General features: G+C 63.5%; 17 protein-coding genes. 5 read left to right on the top strand and 12 right to left on the bottom strand.

The window, feature by feature from the left end:
* The first annotated feature begins 11 nt into the window (after positions 1–11).
* Entirely contained in the window at positions 12–1,079 is a 1,068-nt protein-coding gene (locus AC0L2J_RS05420; RefSeq protein WP_473387681.1) for a GGDEF domain-containing protein, read from the top strand.
* Positions 1,080–1,180: 101 nt separating this feature from the next.
* A complete protein-coding gene (gene fabA, locus AC0L2J_RS05415) occupies positions 1,181–1,711 on the top strand; it encodes a bifunctional 3-hydroxydecanoyl-ACP dehydratase/trans-2-decenoyl-ACP isomerase (RefSeq protein WP_473387679.1) in 531 nt (176 codons plus the stop codon).
* Between the two features lie 3 nt (positions 1,712–1,714).
* Here the strand turns inward: fabA and AC0L2J_RS05410 are convergent, their stop codons facing one another.
* The 9 genes from AC0L2J_RS05410 to AC0L2J_RS05370 all read right to left on the bottom strand — a co-directional run bounded on the left by AC0L2J_RS05410 (position 1,715) and on the right by AC0L2J_RS05370 (position 10,632).
* Positions 1,715–2,170, bottom strand: a complete 456-nt coding sequence (locus AC0L2J_RS05410; protein WP_473387677.1) for a TfoX/Sxy family protein — start codon at positions 2,168–2,170, stop codon at positions 1,715–1,717.
* A gap of 182 nt (positions 2,171–2,352) precedes the next feature.
* The gene (locus AC0L2J_RS05405) at positions 2,353–2,763 is read right to left on the bottom strand and encodes a HesB/IscA family protein (RefSeq protein WP_007609828.1); all 411 of its coding nucleotides are present in this window, start codon (positions 2,761–2,763) and stop codon (positions 2,353–2,355) included.
* Between the two features lie 61 nt (positions 2,764–2,824).
* Positions 2,825–3,196 (bottom strand): SUF system Fe-S cluster assembly protein, encoded by a 372-nt coding sequence (locus AC0L2J_RS05400; protein ID WP_007609827.1) that lies wholly within the window; start codon positions 3,194–3,196, stop codon positions 2,825–2,827.
* A complete protein-coding gene (locus AC0L2J_RS05395) occupies positions 3,193–4,440 on the bottom strand; it encodes a cysteine desulfurase (RefSeq protein ID WP_007609823.1) in 1,248 nt (415 codons plus the stop codon). Before AC0L2J_RS05395 ends, AC0L2J_RS05400 begins: the two co-directional genes overlap by 4 nt.
* Positions 4,437–5,741: a Fe-S cluster assembly protein SufD gene (sufD, locus tag AC0L2J_RS05390; RefSeq protein ID WP_473387674.1), complete on the bottom strand. Its 1,305-nt coding sequence runs from the start codon at positions 5,739–5,741 to the stop codon at positions 4,437–4,439. The genes AC0L2J_RS05395 and sufD overlap by 4 nt, the downstream gene beginning before the upstream one ends.
* Positions 5,742–5,753: 12 nt before the next feature.
* A complete protein-coding gene (gene sufC / locus AC0L2J_RS05385) occupies positions 5,754–6,506 on the bottom strand; it encodes a Fe-S cluster assembly ATPase SufC (protein WP_007609807.1) in 753 nt (250 codons plus the stop codon).
* Positions 6,507–6,637: 131 nt separating this feature from the next.
* Complete coding sequence (sufB, locus tag AC0L2J_RS05380; RefSeq protein WP_473387671.1) at positions 6,638–8,134, bottom strand: Fe-S cluster assembly protein SufB; 1,497 nt, start codon at positions 8,132–8,134, stop codon at positions 6,638–6,640.
* Positions 8,135–8,250: 116 nt separating this feature from the next.
* Positions 8,251–9,390: a cysteine desulfurase family protein gene (locus AC0L2J_RS05375; RefSeq protein ID WP_473387668.1), complete on the bottom strand. Its 1,140-nt coding sequence runs from the start codon at positions 9,388–9,390 to the stop codon at positions 8,251–8,253.
* 51 nt (positions 9,391–9,441) lie between these two features.
* Positions 9,442–10,632 (bottom strand): acyltransferase family protein, encoded by a 1,191-nt coding sequence (locus AC0L2J_RS05370; protein ID WP_473387665.1) that lies wholly within the window; start codon positions 10,630–10,632, stop codon positions 9,442–9,444.
* 179 nt (positions 10,633–10,811) lie between these two features.
* On the opposite strand from AC0L2J_RS05370, the gene AC0L2J_RS05365 reads away from it, so the two are divergent.
* Entirely contained in the window at positions 10,812–11,666 is an 855-nt protein-coding gene (locus tag AC0L2J_RS05365) for a LytTR family DNA-binding domain-containing protein (protein WP_473387663.1), read from the top strand.
* 338 nt (positions 11,667–12,004) lie between these two features.
* A complete protein-coding gene (locus AC0L2J_RS05360) occupies positions 12,005–12,652 on the top strand; it encodes an alpha/beta hydrolase (protein ID WP_007591562.1) in 648 nt (215 codons plus the stop codon).
* Positions 12,653–12,773: 121 nt separating this feature from the next.
* Here the strand turns inward: AC0L2J_RS05360 and AC0L2J_RS05355 are convergent, their stop codons facing one another.
* From AC0L2J_RS05355 to AC0L2J_RS05345, 3 genes are all read right to left on the bottom strand, one after another.
* Entirely contained in the window at positions 12,774–13,097 is a 324-nt protein-coding gene (locus AC0L2J_RS05355; protein WP_473387661.1) for a DMT family transporter, read from the bottom strand.
* A 10-nt stretch (positions 13,098–13,107) separates the two neighbouring features.
* Positions 13,108–13,785, bottom strand: a complete 678-nt coding sequence (locus tag AC0L2J_RS05350) for a glutathione S-transferase family protein (protein ID WP_473387657.1) — start codon at positions 13,783–13,785, stop codon at positions 13,108–13,110.
* Positions 13,786–13,893: 108 nt separating this feature from the next.
* The gene (locus AC0L2J_RS05345; protein WP_473387653.1) at positions 13,894–14,997 is read right to left on the bottom strand and encodes an anhydro-N-acetylmuramic acid kinase; all 1,104 of its coding nucleotides are present in this window, start codon (positions 14,995–14,997) and stop codon (positions 13,894–13,896) included.
* Positions 14,998–15,161: 164 nt separating this feature from the next.
* On the opposite strand from AC0L2J_RS05345, the gene tyrS reads away from it, so the two are divergent.
* A complete protein-coding gene (gene tyrS / locus AC0L2J_RS05340) occupies positions 15,162–16,415 on the top strand; it encodes a tyrosine--tRNA ligase (RefSeq protein ID WP_473387650.1) in 1,254 nt (417 codons plus the stop codon).
* Positions 16,416–16,449 lie beyond the last annotated feature (34 nt).

Here is a 16,449-nt window from a genome sequence, read left to right as displayed (position 1 = left end):
GGGTATGTTCCGTGGTCAAGGTGCTCGACGAACACGAACGCACGATGGCGTTCGCCGAGGTAGCGCTCGGTCAAATCCGATCGCTACGGCAGACGGCAATTCCCCGCAATTACGAGATCTGGTTCGTCTACGCCACCGGCTACAACGCCCCGCTCAACAAGATCATCAACGAGACGCTGGCGCGGGGCGGCAAGCTGACCGAAGCCGATCTCGATCAGATCTACGAGACCTATCTCTCCCACATCAAGACCACCGACCGCATCGACAAGGTCGGCGCGCGCGTCATCGGCGAGATCGACGACGTGATGAAGGTTCTCGGCCACGCGCTTGGGATGACCGGCTCCTACGATGCCAGCCTGTCGGGCGCGACCGAAAAGCTGTCATCGGCCAAGAGCCGCGAGCAGATCAAGTCGATCGTCGAGACGCTGCTGCGTTCCACCAACGAGATGCGCGAGACCAACAAGGCGCTGGAAGACCGGCTGACTCTCTCGAAGAGCGAGATCAGCAACCTCCAGCAGAGCCTGGAGGCGATCCGCGCCGAGAGCCTGACCGATCCGCTGACGGGGCTCGGCAACCGCAAATATTTCGATCGCATGATCGACATGGCCGTGCAAGGCGCGCTCGCCTCCGGCGAGCCGCTGTCGCTGCTGCTGGTCGACATCGATCATTTCAAGTCGTTCAACGATTCCTACGGCCATCTCACCGGCGACCAGGTGCTGCGGCTGGTCGGTCTGTCCCTGAAGCAGACCATCAAGGGCCAGGACATTACCGCGCGCTATGGCGGTGAGGAATTCGCGGTCGTGCTGCCCAACACCGCGCTGCGCCAGGCTCTGACGGTGGCCGATCACATCCGCCGCGCGGTGATGGCCAAGGAATTGAAAAAGAAGTCCACCGGCGAAATCCTCGGCCGCGTCACCGTCTCCGTCGGCGTCTCCATGCTCAAGCAGGGCGACGACACCGATGCGCTGATCGAACGGGCGGATGCCTGTCTCTACGCCGCCAAACGGAACGGCCGCAACCGCGTGATCTGCGAGGCCGACCCGGAATTCGCGGTCGAGACGCACAACCGGGTGGCGTGACGCCGAAGCGGCTCACCGCGCTTGACATTATGCCCTGACGAACGACATCTCCCTCGCCGTCTCGAGGCGCCCGACTGCGCGCACCCGGAGGACTTGTCGTCTTGCCCAACCCGCATGATTTTCACACGCCCCAACCGTCCTATACCAGGGACGAGCTGCTGAGATCGAGCGAGGGCGGCTATTTCGGCCCGGACAATGCGCAATTGCCGGCGCCGCCGATGCTGATGATGGACCGCATCACGGAGATCAGCCTGGACGGCGGCGAGTTCGGCAAGGGCCATATCGTCGGCGAGCTCGACATCGCGCCGGGCCATTGGTTCTTCGATTGCCACTATCGCGGTGATGCGACGATGCCGGCGTCCCTGGGGCTGGATGCCATGTGGCAGATGGTCGGCTACTGGCTGGGATGGTCGGGCTCGCCGGGCAAGGGCCGCGCCATCGGCGTCGGTGAAGTCGCGTGCACGGGCGAGGTCACCCCGAACGCGCAACGCGTGCGCTACGAGGTCGCCATGCGGATGGTCCGGCGCGGCAAGCTGGTGCTCGGAATTGCCGACGGTCGCGTGCTTGCCGACGGCATCTGCGTCTTCACCGCCAAGGACATGCGGGTTGGGCTGACCAAGGCCGTGGAGTGAACCTCAAGCCCTGCGCGTGGCGCGCTCGCGGGCCGGGCTCTTCTTGCCGACTTTCTTCGCCGCTTTCGCAGGCTTGGCGACCTTCTTCGCTGGCTTGTTCGCTGGCTTCTTTACCGCCTTCTTAGCCTTGGGCCGCTTCTTCACCTTGGCGCGCTGGGCGGCGGCGAGCGCGGCCCTCGCCCATTGCGCAAGTTCCGCGGAATCGTCGAACAGGCGGGCCGGCAGCTCCCAGTAGGAGTTCACCAGCACCGTCTTGGCGCGGGTCGAGTACTGGAATGGCTTCGAGCCTTCCGCCTCATAGTCCGGGATGGTCATCTCGTCGGCGCGGAAAAACAGGCCGGCACGCAGGGACAGCGCGAAATTGATGCCGTCGGCGGAGATGCCGTAGCCGGAAAACATTTTCCGAATGGCGACGGGGCCGAAATCGGCGAACAGGTCGATCAGGAATTCGCGGTCCATGGCTGAACTGTTTCCCTGTCGTCGTCCTGGCGAAAGCCAAGACCCATTACCACAGGAGGGAGTTTAGCGAAGACTGCCGGTCGTGCCAGCGTCGGTATTGGCACCGACGATCACCGCGAGATCACCCGGTATGGGTCCTGGCCTTCGCCAGGACGACAGCGGAGTGATTTGCGAGAAACGGGCTACCCGTCGATCTGCGCCGGGCGCAGCTCGACCGACTCGCCGCAGCCGCAGGCGGAGATCTGGTTGGGGTTGTTGAAGACGAACTGGGCCTGCATCTTGTCGGCCTTGTAGTCCATCTCGGTTCCGAGCAGGAACAGCACGGCCTTCGGATCGACCAGGATCTTGACGCCCTTGTCCTCGACGACCTCGTCGGTCGGGCGGACATCGTGGGCGTATTCGACAGTGTAGGACTGTCCGGCACAGCCGCCGTTCTTGACGCCGACGCGCAGGCCCACGATCTCCGAATCGGCCCGCTGGGTCAGCTCGCTGATGCGCTGGGCAGCAGCGTCCGTCAGCCGCATCACCTGCGGGCGGGGCCGCCGCGGCTTTGGAGTGGATGCTGGTGTCGAGCCCGACGATATCTGTGTCATGTCAGTGATGTGGTCCGTTGCCGAGCGAATTCAATGCCAAGGATCGAAAGCAGGTTACGCGTCACCACATGTTGAGCACGAGGCGGGCCTCGTCGCTCATGCGTTCTGGCGTCCAGGCCGGCTCCCAGACCACCTTGACGTCGACCACGCCGACGCCGGGAACACTGGCGACCGCGTTCTCGACCATGGTCGGCAGCTCACCGGCGGCCGGACAATTCGGCGTCGTCAGCGTCATCTGCACGTCGACCGAGCGATCGTCCTTGATCTCGACCTTGTAGATCAGGCCGAGCTCGTAGATGTCGGCCGGGATCTCCGGATCAAACACGGTCTTGAGCCCGGCGATGATCTCGGTGGTCAAACGCTCGGTCTCTTCAGGCGGCAGCGCCGACCGGGTTTCCATCGGATTGGCTTTGATTTCGGCCGTGTCACTCATGCGAACAAATCCCGCGCCTTCAACAGCGCCTGTGCCAGATGATCGACTTCTTCCCGCGTATTATACATGCCGAAAGACGCCCGGCATGTGGCTGTGACGTTGAACCGCTCTAAAAGCGGCATCACGCAATGGGTGCCGGCGCGCACGGCGATGCCCTGGCGGTCGATCACGGTGGCGACGTCATGGGCGTGCGCGCCCTTGAGCTCGAAGGAGATCACCGGGCCCTTGCCCCGCGCCGTGCCGATCAGCCGCAGCGAGTTGATCTCGCGCAGCTTGTCCTGGGCGTAGGTGACGAGATCGTGCTCGTGCGCGGCGATGCGCTCCTTGCCGACCGAATTGACGTAGTCGATGGCGGCGCCAAGCCCGACCGCCTCGACGATCGCGGGCGTGCCGGCCTCGAATTTGTGCGGGGGATCGCCATAAGTGACGACGTCGCGCGAGACCTCGCGGATCATCTCGCCGCCGCCGTTGAACGGGCGCATCGCGACGAGGTGGTCGTACTTGGCCCAGAGCACGCCGATGCCGGTCGGACCATAGACCTTGTGGCCGGTGAAGACGTAGAAGTCGCAGCCGAGGTCCTGGACGTCGACGGGCAGATGCACCGCGCCCTGGCTGCCGTCGACCAGCACGGGAATGCCGCGGGCGTGGGCGATCCTCACGACGTCCTTGACCGGGACGATGGTGCCGAGCGCGTTCGACATCTGGGTGATCGCGACCAGCTTGGTCTTCGACGTCAGCAGCTTTTCGAATTCATCGATGAGGAAATTGCCCTCGTCGTCGACCGGCGCCCATTTGATCACGGCGCCATGGCGTTCCCTGAGGAAATGCCAGGGCACGATGTTGGAGTGGTGCTCCATGATCGAGATGACGATCTCGTCGCCTTCTTTGATGTTCGGCTCGCCCCAGGACGAGGCGACGAGATTGATCGCCTCGGTCGCGTTGCGGGTGAAGATCACTTCCTCGGTCCGGGCAGCGTTGATGAACTGCGCCACCTTGATGCGGCCGCCCTCATAGGCTTCGGTCGCGGCATTGGCGAGGTAATGCAGGCCGCGATGCACGTTGGCGTATTCGGAGGTATAGGCCTGCGTCATGCGATCGAGCACGGCGCTCGGCTTCTGTGCAGATGCAGCGTTGTCGAGATAGACCAGCGGCTTGCCGTAGATCTGCATGGCCAGCGCCGGAAAATCCTCGCGCACGCGCGCAACGTCGTAAGCCCCGTTCTTGACTGCCGGATGCGTGCTCATTGGCGCCGCTCCAGCCAGCGCTCGGCAATGCCGATCACGTGCTCGCGCAGATCATCATCGGCGATCTGCTCGATCGCCTCGCCGACGAAGGCCTGGATCAGCAGCGCCTGGGCCTGCTTCTCCGGCAGGCCGCGCGCCTTCAGATAGAACAGCAGGCTGTCGTCGAGCGCGCCGGCGGTGGCGCCATGGCCGCAGGAGACGTCGTCAGCAAAGATCTCGAGCTCGGGCTTGTTGTCGGCTTCCGCCTCGTCCGAGAGCAGCAGCGCCCGAATCATCATCTTGCCGTCGGTCTTCTGCGCATCGGGACGAACGATGATGCGGCCCTGGAACACCGAGTGCGCACGATCGTCGATCACGGCACGGAAGACCTCGCGGCTCACACAATTCGGCACGGCGTGGTCGACGACCAGGGTGGTGTCACCATGTTCGGTCTTCTGCAACAGGTTCACGCCGTTGACGGAGAGCTCACTGCCCTCACCTGCCAGCGTGATGGAGCCTTGCAGGCGGCTGACGGCCGCACCGGTGGTCATGTTGAAGAAATTGAGTTTTGTATTCGCGCCAACCGTGACGAATTGCGAGGTGATGTTCACCGCATCCGGTGAATCATCCATCAGGCGGATATGCGCGACGTCGGCGTTGTCGCCGACGGAGAGGATGACGGCATCGTTGACCTGGTAAGCCTTGGCGCCGGCCGCGACAAAGCTCTCGATGATGGTGGCGCGAGCGCCCTTCCCGACCACGACCTGCGAGCGGGTGAACGTCGATGCCGTAGCAGCGATCGCGATGTGGATGATGTGGATCGGCGCGGACAGCTGCACGCCGTCGGCGATATCAAGCACGACACCGTCGGTCGCCATCGCGGCGTTCAGCGCGATCACAGCATCGGTAGCTGCGGTCTTCAGCAGCCCGGAATCCTTCTCCAGCGTCTCTCGCAATGTCTTAAAGCCGGCCTCGGAGGCCAGCGCCTTGACGTCGGAGAGATCGGGAGCGAACACGCCATCGACCAGCACCAGCTTGCGGGCACCCGCGATCGCATGCGCCTTCACCGCGTCCGCGGCGCGCTTCAACGCAGCCGCATCAGGTGCAGCCGCGAGCGGCAGCACCTCACCGACCAGCGCGCGCAGATCGGTGTACTTCCACTCCTCGATCCGGCGGTGCGGCAGGCCGAGACGCTCATAGGTCTCGAACGCCTCGTGGCGCGCTGCGATCACGGAAGGCGAACCCGGCAGACGGCCTTCGGCGCTGGCGAAGAGATCGCTCACCGCGCGGCCGTTCCCGGTCTTTGCCACAGCAACGTTCATCTCAAACAATCCTTACGCGGCGTCCTCGAACTGGGCGTAGCCGGACGCTTCCAGCTCCAGCGCCAGTTCCTTGCCGCCGCTCTTCACGACACGGCCCTTCGACATCACGTGCACGACGTCAGGCACGATGTAGTTGAGCAGCCGCTGATAGTGGGTGATGACGACCATGGCGCGCTTGGGCGAATGCAGCGCGTTGACGCCGTCGGCCGCAATCCGCAGCGCGTCGATGTCGAGGCCGGAATCCATCTCGTCGAGGATACACAGGCTGGGCTCGAACAGCGCCATCTGCAGCACCTCGTTGCGCTTCTTCTCGCCGCCGGAGAAGCCGACATTGACGCCGCGCTTGAGCATGTCCTGCGGGATGTTCAGCGACTTCGAGACTTCGCGCACTTTCTTCAGGAAGTCGGGGGTCGAATATTCGCCCTCGCCGCGCGCCTTGCGCTGCGCGTTCAGCGCGGTGCGCAGGAAATTCATGGTAGAGACGCCGGGAATCTCGACCGGATACTGGAACGCCAGGAACACGCCCTTGGCGGCGCGCTCGTTGGGGGCCATCGCGAGCAGGTCTTCGCCCTTGAACAGGATCTCGCCGTCGGTCACCTCATAGCCCGGCTTGCCGGCGATGACGTGCGACAGTGTCGACTTGCCGGAGCCGTTCGGCCCCATGATCGCGTGGATCTCGCCCTCGTTCACGGTCAGCGTCAGCCCGTGGAGGATCTCACGCTCCTCGACGCGAACCTTGAGGTCTTTCACTTCAAGCAAAGCCATTATCTTGTTTCCATCTATCTCCTCATCCTGAGGAGCGCCGCAGGCGCGTCTCGAAGGATTGAGGCCACTATCTTTCCGTATCCATCCTTCGAGACGGCCGCTTACGCGGCCTCCTCAGGATGAGGTCAGCGTTAGCCGACGCTCCCCTCGAGCGAGATCGAGATCAGCTTCTGCGCTTCCACCGCGAATTCCATCGGCAGTTGCTGCAGCACGTCCTTGACGAAGCCGTTGACGACGAGGCCGACAGCTTCTTCCTGGGTGAGGCCGCGCTGGATGCAGTAGAACAGCACGTCCTCGGAGATCTTCGACGTGGTGGCCTCGTGCTCGAACGTCGCCGAGGAGTTCTTGGCTTCGATATAGGGCACGGTGTGCGCGCCGCATTTGTCGCCGATCAACAGCGAATCGCAGGCGGTGAAGTTGCGAGCGCCGGTCGCCTTGCGATGCGCCGTGACGAGGCCGCGATAGGTGTTCTGCGACCTGCCGGCCGCGATGCCCTTCGAGATGATGCGGCTCGACGTGTTCTTGCCGAGATGGATCATCTTGGTGCCCGAGTCGACCTGCTGGTAGCCGTTCGAGATCGCGATCGAATAGAACTCACCACGGGAATTGTCGCCGCGGAGAATGCAGCTCGGATACTTCCAGGTGATCGCCGAACCGGTCTCGACCTGGGTCCAGGAGATCTTGGAGTTGTTGCCGCGGCAGTCGCCACGCTTGGTGACGAAATTGTAGATGCCGCCCTTGCCTTCGGAGTTGCCGGGATACCAGTTCTGCACCGTCGAATAGTTGATCTCGGCGTCGTCGTGGGTGACGAGCTCGACCACGGCCGCGTGCAGCTGGTTCTCGTCGCGCTGCGGCGCGGTGCAGCCCTCGAGATAGGAGACGTAGGAGCCCTTGTCGGCGATGATCAGCGTGCGCTCGAACTGGCCGGTATTGCGCTCGTTGATGCGGAAGTAGGTGGACAGCTCCATCGGGCAGCGCACGCCCGGCGGCACGTAGACGAACGAACCGTCCGAGAACACCGCCGAGTTCAGCGTCGCATAGAAATTGTCCGACGTCGGAACCACAGATCCCAGATATTTCTGCACCAGCTCGGGATGCTCGCGGATCGCCTCCGAGATCGGCATGAAGATCACGCCGGCCTTCTTCAGCTCCGCCTTGAAGGTGGTCGCAACCGAGACCGAATCGAAGACGGCGTCGACCGCGATCTTGCGCCGGTTAGGATCTTCCTCGCCGGGCTTGGGTTCGACGCCTTCGAGCATGGCGACTTCCCGCAGCGGAATGCCGAGCTTCTCGTAGGTCTTGAGAATCTCGGGATCGATCTCATCGAGCGAGGTGATCGTCTTCTTCGGCTTCGGCGCCGAATAGTAATAGAGATCCTGGAAGTCGATCTTGGGATAGTCGACGCGGGCCCAGGTCGGCTCGGTCATGGTCAGCCAGCGCCGATAGGCTTCGAGCCGCCACTGGAGCATCCAGGCGGGTTCGTTCTTCTTCTCGGAGATGAACTTGACGGTCTCTTCCGACAGCCCCTTGGGGGCCTTGTCGGACTCGATCAGGGTCTCAAACCCATAACGATACTGATCGACGTCGATGCGCTTCACGCGCTCGACCGTCTCTTGCACGGCTGGCATTCTATCCTCCGCTCGCGGTTTCAAGGACCGCGGTGGATCATCAAACTCGGACGACTATTACGATGTTTCTTGGCGGGACGCACGTGCTTAGAACCATTCAAGCCGTGTTTCATCGCTTATCCCTTAAGTAGGGTATTACCGAGCTTTCGCCAAGCCTCTAACGCCCTGTTGATGTCATCCAGCCCCGTGGACCAGCCCAGACTAAGACGCACCGCTCCTTGGGCGACGGTCGGATCATACCCCATTGCCGACAACACGTGGGACGGCTGCACCTTGCCCGAGGAACAGGCAGATCCCGAGGACACCGCGACACCTTCGAGGTCGAAACCGATCACCGCGGTCTCGGCTTTCAAGCCGGGAGCCGTGAAAAGAACGGTATTTGGCAACCGCCTGACTTCACTCGAGAAGACCGTTGCGCCGGCCATGGAGCGAATGCCATTTTCCAAGCGATCTCTTAGGCTTGCCATCCGTTCCGCATCCTCCGGCAAAGCCTCAAGGGCAACCCGCACGGCTGCCCCGAAGCCGGCTATGCCGGCGACATTCTCGGTTCCGGCGCGCCGGTTCAGCTCCTGCCCGCCGCCCCGCAGCACCGGCTCAAGTCCGGCCACACCCTCGGCCACAACCAACGCGCCGATACCCTTGGGGCCGCCGATCTTGTGTGCAGAAAAGGTCGCAAGGTCTGCGCCGATCACCTTGATATTAAAAAGGACTTTTCCAAGCGCCTGGATTGCATCGACGTGCAGCAGGCCGCCACCCCCGTGAACGATTGCCGCGGCCTCGGCGATAGGCTGCAGCGCGCCCGTTTCGTTGTTGGCCGCCATGATGGAAACCAGCGCCGGCGGGCCGTCGCCGAGCAGCGCCTTCAAATGGTCAAGGTCGATCACGCCGGAGCGCGTGACCCTGATCTGACCGATCTTATCCGCCGGGAACCGGCCGCCCGCCAGCACCGAAGCATGCTCGACAGCCGAGACCAGAAGCCGCTCGACTGGCCCGCCAGACGGCCCCCGCAGGCCCGGCGATAGCGCAAGCGCATTGGCCTCTGTTCCCGCCGAGGTGAACACGACATTCCGGGGCAGCGCCCCGACGGCTTCGGCAAGCGTAGACCGGGCTGCCTCGACGAGCCGACGTGCCTCCCGCCCCTCGGCATGAACCGAGGACGGGTTGCCGATCAGCTCCCAGGCCGCGACCATCGCCGCTCGCGCCTGGGAGCGCAGCGGCGTGGTCGCATTCCAGTCGAGATAGACACGGGTCGGCATGTCGCCCTCTTAGCACCTTTTGTCCTCGCGCCAATCGGAAGCCGATTCGCATCAGGCCGCCTGCTGCTGCGCGGTCGCGGCCGCGCGGCACCGCTCGATCCGCAAACCGAACAGCGGCCGCGACCAGGCGATCCGCCGTACCACCTCGTAAGTAACCACGCAGGTAACCGCGGTGCAGGCAATGACGATGAAGCCCTCGCTTCCGGCGGACAAATCGCTGCCCTTGAGTGCGTGCGCGATCATGATGATCGCGGTCTGGTGCACAATGTAATAGGGAAAGATGGCATCGGTCAGGTACCGGCGCGCGGCGCCATCGGCGGTGAAGTGGCGGCGCGCAAAGCCCAGCACAGCGGCCATCGCCAGCCATTGATAACAACCATATGCCAGGCCCGCGAACCACCTCAGCATCGATGTCTCGAACAGGCCGGCACGAAGCAGAATGAACACAACGAACAGGCCTGCGGCAAGGGCGAGCGCGATCCAGCGCTGACGTTCGATGTCGCGCCAGATGTTGCCCTCTTTCGCCAGCAGGAAGCCGATCAGGAACGCGGTCGCATGGTCCGCATGGTTGTACCAGTCGCCGAACAGCGCGTGCGTCGACGGAAAGGCCGGAAACAGGAACAAGCGCCAAGCCGCAAACAAAAGGCACGGCAGGACCAGCAGCCCGGGCCCGGCGAGCAGGACAGCCAGTCTCGCACCGACCCGATCGGCCAGCATGGGCCACAGCCAGAGCACGCCGGTCAGCGCGACGGTGTAGACCCACAGGTAGACCACGAACCAGAGATGGTTCCAGGTCGGCAGCACAATGCAGGGGTTCGGGCAGAATTGCGCTCCGAACGCCAGATAGTGCCGGACGTAAAAGTCGGCGAAGCCGGCGGGGTAACCGAAGCTCTCAACGATCTGGAGGTAGGACTGCGGCGGCACGATCACGAACATGCCAAAGATCAGTGGGATCAGGAGCCGTGCCGAGCGCGTCCGGACGAAGGTACCTAGGTTGTACTTGCCCAGCATGAAACGAGTGGCGACGCCGGACACCAGAAACAACAGCGACAGCCGCCATGGATTGATGACCAGCATCAGGGGCTCGAGCCAGCTCAGCCGGTGCGCGCTCTTGATGTGAAATCCCCAGGACACGTAGAGCATGCCGACGTGATAGAAGATCAGAAGCCCGAAGGCTAAAATCCGTACCCAATCCAGGTCGATGCGCCGTTCCGCGATTGGGAGTTGCAGTGGTGTTGACATGGTTTTCTGCTCCTTGAGGGGATGCCAAATACGGTTCATCGGCCATGGCTGACACGGAAAATGCCTCACAAACCGAGCGCGTCGCGCCGGTTTGGGATCAGGACAGGGAACGAAGGGATGAAGTGCCGTCCGCGGGGACGAGCGGCTGGGCTTCGGGGGCCAGCGGCAATCATTGGACGATGTTCATCGCGATCGCCGCGGTTTCGCTCGCGATCGGAATCGTGAATGCACTCTCCGGAGCGCAGGATGCCGCCTGGCGCGGCGACAGTTCCGACGTCGGCAAGCGGCTTTTCTGGGAGCTCTCGAGCATCGCCGTGATCCTGCTGCTGCTGCCGATGCTCGTGCTCGCGATGCGACGGATGCGTTGCGCCGGGGCCCTCATGCGGGTCTGGATCGGCGTCGCCGCCCTGCTCGGCTTCTCGGCCCTTCACATCACCGGCATGGTCTGGATTCGGAAGCTCGCGCTCTGGCTTGCCGGAGGCGCCTATGACTTCCATTTCTCGCTTGCGACGGTCCTGTACGAGTTTCGCAAGGACAGCGTGGCCGTGTTCCTGATCGGCAGCACGCTCTGGCTGCTCGAAAGCCGGCGCGAGCTGAAAAGCGTTGCAACGTCGATCCCGCCCGCGCCGGCCGGCCCGCAACGATCCCCGCCCCCCGATCTGATCTGGCTCAGAGACGGCACAAGCCGCATTCGCGTCGTGCCCCGCGATATCCTGTGGGTCGCCTCCGCCGGTAATTATATCGAATACAGTCTCGCTGACGGCACCCAGCACCTGATCCGTGGCACGCTCGCAATGGCGGAGAGCGAGTTGTCGCGCCTTGGCATTGTGCGGGTCCACCGCACAAAGCTGGCCAATCTCGACCGCGTGAGCAGCCTCGACCTCAGGCCATCTGGGGATTTCGAACTCACTTTCGACAACGGGCAGACGCTTGGGGGCAGCCGCCGCTACCGGCCGGCGGTCGTCTCGCTCGGGGCCGGGCGGCAATCACGGGAAACGCCCGCGGATCGCCGAACGAACGAAAAAACGTTGTAATTCAGTTACTTGCCGGAGGCTCATGAGCTCCATTGCGGCCCACATCATCAGCTCCTGCCGCTAAACGACAGCGGCAGGAGCACATGCGCCGGGCGCTCACGACATCGTCACGACCAGCTAAGTTCTTGAGCTCGTTGAGAGATGCCGAAGATGCTTGCTTTTTGACCCTCGCCTCATGTTAGAACGCGCGCGTCAGTTCGCCGCGCGCCGCTCGCGCATCATCCGAGGGCGCCGCTCCACCCTTCCATTCGCGGCTTGATCGGCCCAGCAGCCGATGAAATCCGCACAATCGGTTGATTGTTGAAGAGCGTCTTCAAGGGATCAATCAAGAGATCATCATGCCTGAAGTTATTTTCACCGGCCCCGCCGGCCGTCTCGAAGGCCGCTACCATCCGGCCAAGCAGAAGAATGCGCCGATCGCGATGGTCCTGCATCCGCATCCGCAGTTTCACGGCACGATGAATCATCAGATCATCTACCAGTGCTACTATGCGTTCGCGCATCGCGGCTTCTCGGTGCTGCGGTTCAATTTCCGCGGCGTCGGCCGCAGCCAGGGCTCGTTCGACCACGGCACCGGCGAATTGTCGGACGCGGCCGCGGCGCTCGACTGGGCGCAGACCATCAATCCCGAGGCGCGCGCCTGCTGGGTTGCCGGCTTCTCCTTCGGCGCCTGGATCGGCATGCAGCTGCTGATGCGCCGTCCGGAGGTCGAGGGCTTCATCTCGATCGCGCCGCCCGCCAACCTCTACGACTTCTCCTTCCTCGCGCCCTGCCCGTCCTCGGGTCTGATCGTGCATGGTGAGAAGGATGCGGTGGTGCCGCCCAAGGACGTCAACACGCTGGTCGAGAAGCTGAAGACGCAGAAGGGCATCGTGATCGACCAGCAGGTCATCCCCGGCGCCAATCATTTCTTCGACGCCAAGCTCGAGCCGCTGATGGAAACCATCACCGCCTATCTCGACATGCGCCTCGCCAACGTGCGCTGAGGCCTCGTCGCTGAGCCTTGTAACCCGGATGGAGCGAAGCGAAATCCGGCAAGCTCCATCCGCGAGACAAGGCCCCGGATTGCGCTGCGCTCCATCCGGGCTACGAAACTTAAGCTCGGCTTCAGGCGAGCTTGAGCGCGACGATTCCCATCAAGACGAGCGCGATGCCCGCAAGCTTCATCGCGCTCAAGGTCTCGCCGAACAGCACGACGCCCATGACGAAGGTGCCGGCGGCGCCGATGCCGGTCCAGACCGAATAGGCGACGCCCACCTCGAGCACCTTCAAGGCACGCCCGAGCAGGACAACGAAGGCGGCGAGCAGCACCAGCGAGACGATGCTCCAGCCTGCGCGCGTGTAGCCCTCCGAGTATTTCATCGAGATCGCCCAGCCGACATCGAGTGCGCCGGCGGTCACCAGCATCAGCCAAGCCATGGACTGCGACATCGGCGTCGGCTCAGGCCGCAAGCTTGAGCAGATGCGCGTCGTGGCGCACGAGGAAAGCGCGCAGCAATTGCGGATAGTCGGCGCCCACGGCAGTGCGGACGCTCGGACGCTTCGCCAGCTCGGCGCGCCACGCCCGCACCTTCGGCAGATCCTTGAAGATGCCGAGTTCGGTCACTTCATCGAACACGTCGAAATAACGGAAGACGGGGGCGAACACGGCGTCGACCAGACTGAACGCTTCGCCAGCAAAATAAGGACCGGCACCGAGCGCCGCTTCGACCCGGGCGAATTTAGCGACGAGTGCCTGGCGCTTACTCTCGAAGGTCGCCGCATCGGTGGTGGTCTCCAGGCCCCAGAGGTCGCCGAGCACTGCTGATCCAAACTCCATCCACGCCCGGTGCTCGGCACGCTTCAAGGCATCCGCCGGATGCAGCTTCACACCGCCTTGCGTCTCCTCGATGTACTCGCAGATCACGTTGCTCTCGAACAGCGCGACCTCGCCCTTCTCGCTCGTCACGACCAGCACCGGCACCTTGCCGAGCGGCGACAGTTTGAGAAACCAGTCCGGCTTGTTGGCGAGATCGATGTCGACCCGCTCGAACGGAACGCCCTTCTCCTTGAGCGCGATCACCGCGCGCTGCACGTAGGGACAAAGCTTGTGGCTGATCAGTTTGAGTGAAGCGGTCATGGCAACGATCCCGGCGGTTGGATGCAACTGCATCCAATATAGATGCATCTGCATGCACTCGTCAAGTTCAATGCATTTGCATCGACCGGTATCAATCCAGGAATTACCTCAAGGCCGCGCGATCACCCCGCCCGTCATCGGCATCGGCACCCCCGTGGTAGCGGGATACGACAGCGGCAGGCCCTTCAGGCCGCGCGCGGCGAGGAAGCCGAAGGCCTGCGCCTCGATGGCGTCGGAGGCCCAGCCGACTGTCTCGGCGGCCTCGACAGTGGCGGACCCAACGCGCTCCCGCAGCATCTGGAGCATGGTCCGGTTGCGGGCGCCGCCGCCGCAGACGATCCAGCTTCGCGGCCTGCGTGGCAGCAGCGGGATGATGCGGGCGATGGCCGCCGCAGTGAAGGCGGTCAGAGTCGCGGCGCCGTCGGCCGGCTGCACCTCGCCGAGCTTCAGTGCGGCAAAATCGTTGCGGTCGAGCGATTTCGGCGGCGGGCTTGCGAAGAACGGCAACTGCAGCGCCCGCGCGATCCAGGCGTCGTCCGCCTTGCCGAGGGCTGCGAACTTTCCGTCCGCGTCGAACGCCTGGTTCATGGTGCGGTACATGAAATCGTCGAGCAGCGCGTTGCCGGGCCCGGTATCGCAGGCAATCAGCGTGTCGTTGCCGTCGATATAGGTGATGTTGGAGACGCCGCCGATATTGACGACAACGATCGGTCCTTCGCGTTCCAGCGAATGGACAAGCGCGCGGTGATAAACCGGCACGAATGGCGCGCCCTGCCCGCCGGCCTCGACATCGGCGGCGCGGAAATCATGCATCACGGGGATATGGATCGCCCTGGCCAGCGCCGGCGCATCGCCGATCTGGACCGTCAGTCGCTTCTCGGGGCGGTGCAGCACGGTCTGGCCGTGGAAGCCGACGATGTCGATGTCTTCCGGCCTCATCCGGTTCTGGGCGACAAAGGCGGCGACCGCCTCGCCGTGCGCCAGCGTCACGGCGCGTTCGGCCTCGGCCAGAACTCCCGGTCGGGCATCGCGTTGCGACAGCTGCACAGCCTCGCTCAGCGCCTGCCGCAGCAGGTTGCGCTCCGCCGGGCTATACGGCCGGTAGCCGGATGGCCCGAACGCCTTCACCTGCTTTCCGTCGGTTTCGATCAGCGCGACATCCACCCCGTCCAGCGAGGTGCCGCTCATCAAACCGAGTGCCGTCAACATCATGGATCAGCGTCCTCAAGAGACCCTTCCGGCATGCCGATCTTGTGCCAGAGGGACACATCTTATAATGCCACAGGCCAAAGTGGCGGGCAGCAACCGAGTTCCCACGGAAGACCCTTAAATTGCTCCCAAAACAGTAAACCAAGAATTGTCAGGCGCGCCGACAAATGACTGCATTCAAATCGGATTTCCTCAACACGCTGCAGGAACGTGGATTCGTCCATCAGTGCTCCGATTTCGAGGGGCTGGACGCGCTCGCCGCCAAGGGCGAGGTGACGGCTTATGTCGGTTACGATTGCACGGCCCGCTCGCTGCACATCGGCAATTACCTGACCATGATGATGCTGCACTGGCTCCAGGAATCCGGCAACAAGCCGATCACCCTGATGGGCGGCGGCACAACCATGGTCGGCGATCCCTCCGGCAAGGACGAGACGCGCGCGATTCGCTCTGTCGCCGAGATCGAGGCCAACAAGGAATCGATCCGTGGTGTGTTCGCAAAAGTGCTGCGCTATGGCGACGGCAAGAGCGACGCCATCATGCTCGACAATGCCGAGTGGCTGACAAAGCTCAACTACATCGAGATGCTGCGCGACGTCGGCCGGCACTTCTCGGTCAACCGCATGCTGACCATGGACTCCGTGCGCCTGCGCCTCGAGCGCGAGCAGGAGATGAGCTTCATCGAGTTCAACTACATGATCTGCCAGGCCTATGACTTCGTCGAGCTCGCCAGGCGGACCGGCTGCAACTTGCAGATGGGCGGCTCCGACCAGTGGGGCAACATCATCATGGGCGTCGATCTCGGCCGCCGCATGGGCACCCATCAACTGTACGCGCTGACGACGCCGCTGCTGACCACGGCGTCGGGCGCCAAGATGGGCAAGACCGCGCAAGGCGCGGTCTGGCTCAACGCCGACCAGTTCTCGCCGTATGATTTCTGGCAGTACTGGCGCAACACCGAGGACGCCGACGTCGGCAAATTCCTCAAGCTGTTCACGACGCTGCCGATGAGCGAGATCAGGAAGCTCGAGGCGCTCGGAGGTTCCGAGATCAACGAGGCCAAGAAGGTGCTCGCCACGGAGGCGACCGCGCTCCTGCATGGTCGCGAGGCCGCGAACGAGGCGGCCGAGACCGCGCGCCGCACCTTCGAGGAAGGCGCGCTGGCCGAGAGCCTGCCGACCGTGGAAATTCCGCGCGGCGAGTTCGACGCCGGCCTCGGCGTGCTCAACGCCTTCGTCAAGGCGGGCCTCGTTGCCTCCAACGGCGAAGCACGGCGCCAGATCAAGGGCGGCGGCCTGCGCGTCAACGACCAGCCCGTCACCGACGAGAAGATGGCGTTGTCGGCGGCCGACCTGACGCCGGAAGGCGTGGTCAAGCTGTCGTTCGGCAAGAAGAAGCACATCCTCCTGAGGCCTGCATAGGCGTATGAGCTTTTCGCTGCTTGTCAGGGCGCGC

The sequence above is a fragment of the Bradyrhizobium sp. MV1.5 genome (assembly GCF_055807615.1).
This window is presented reverse-complemented; position numbering and strand designations above follow the sequence as displayed.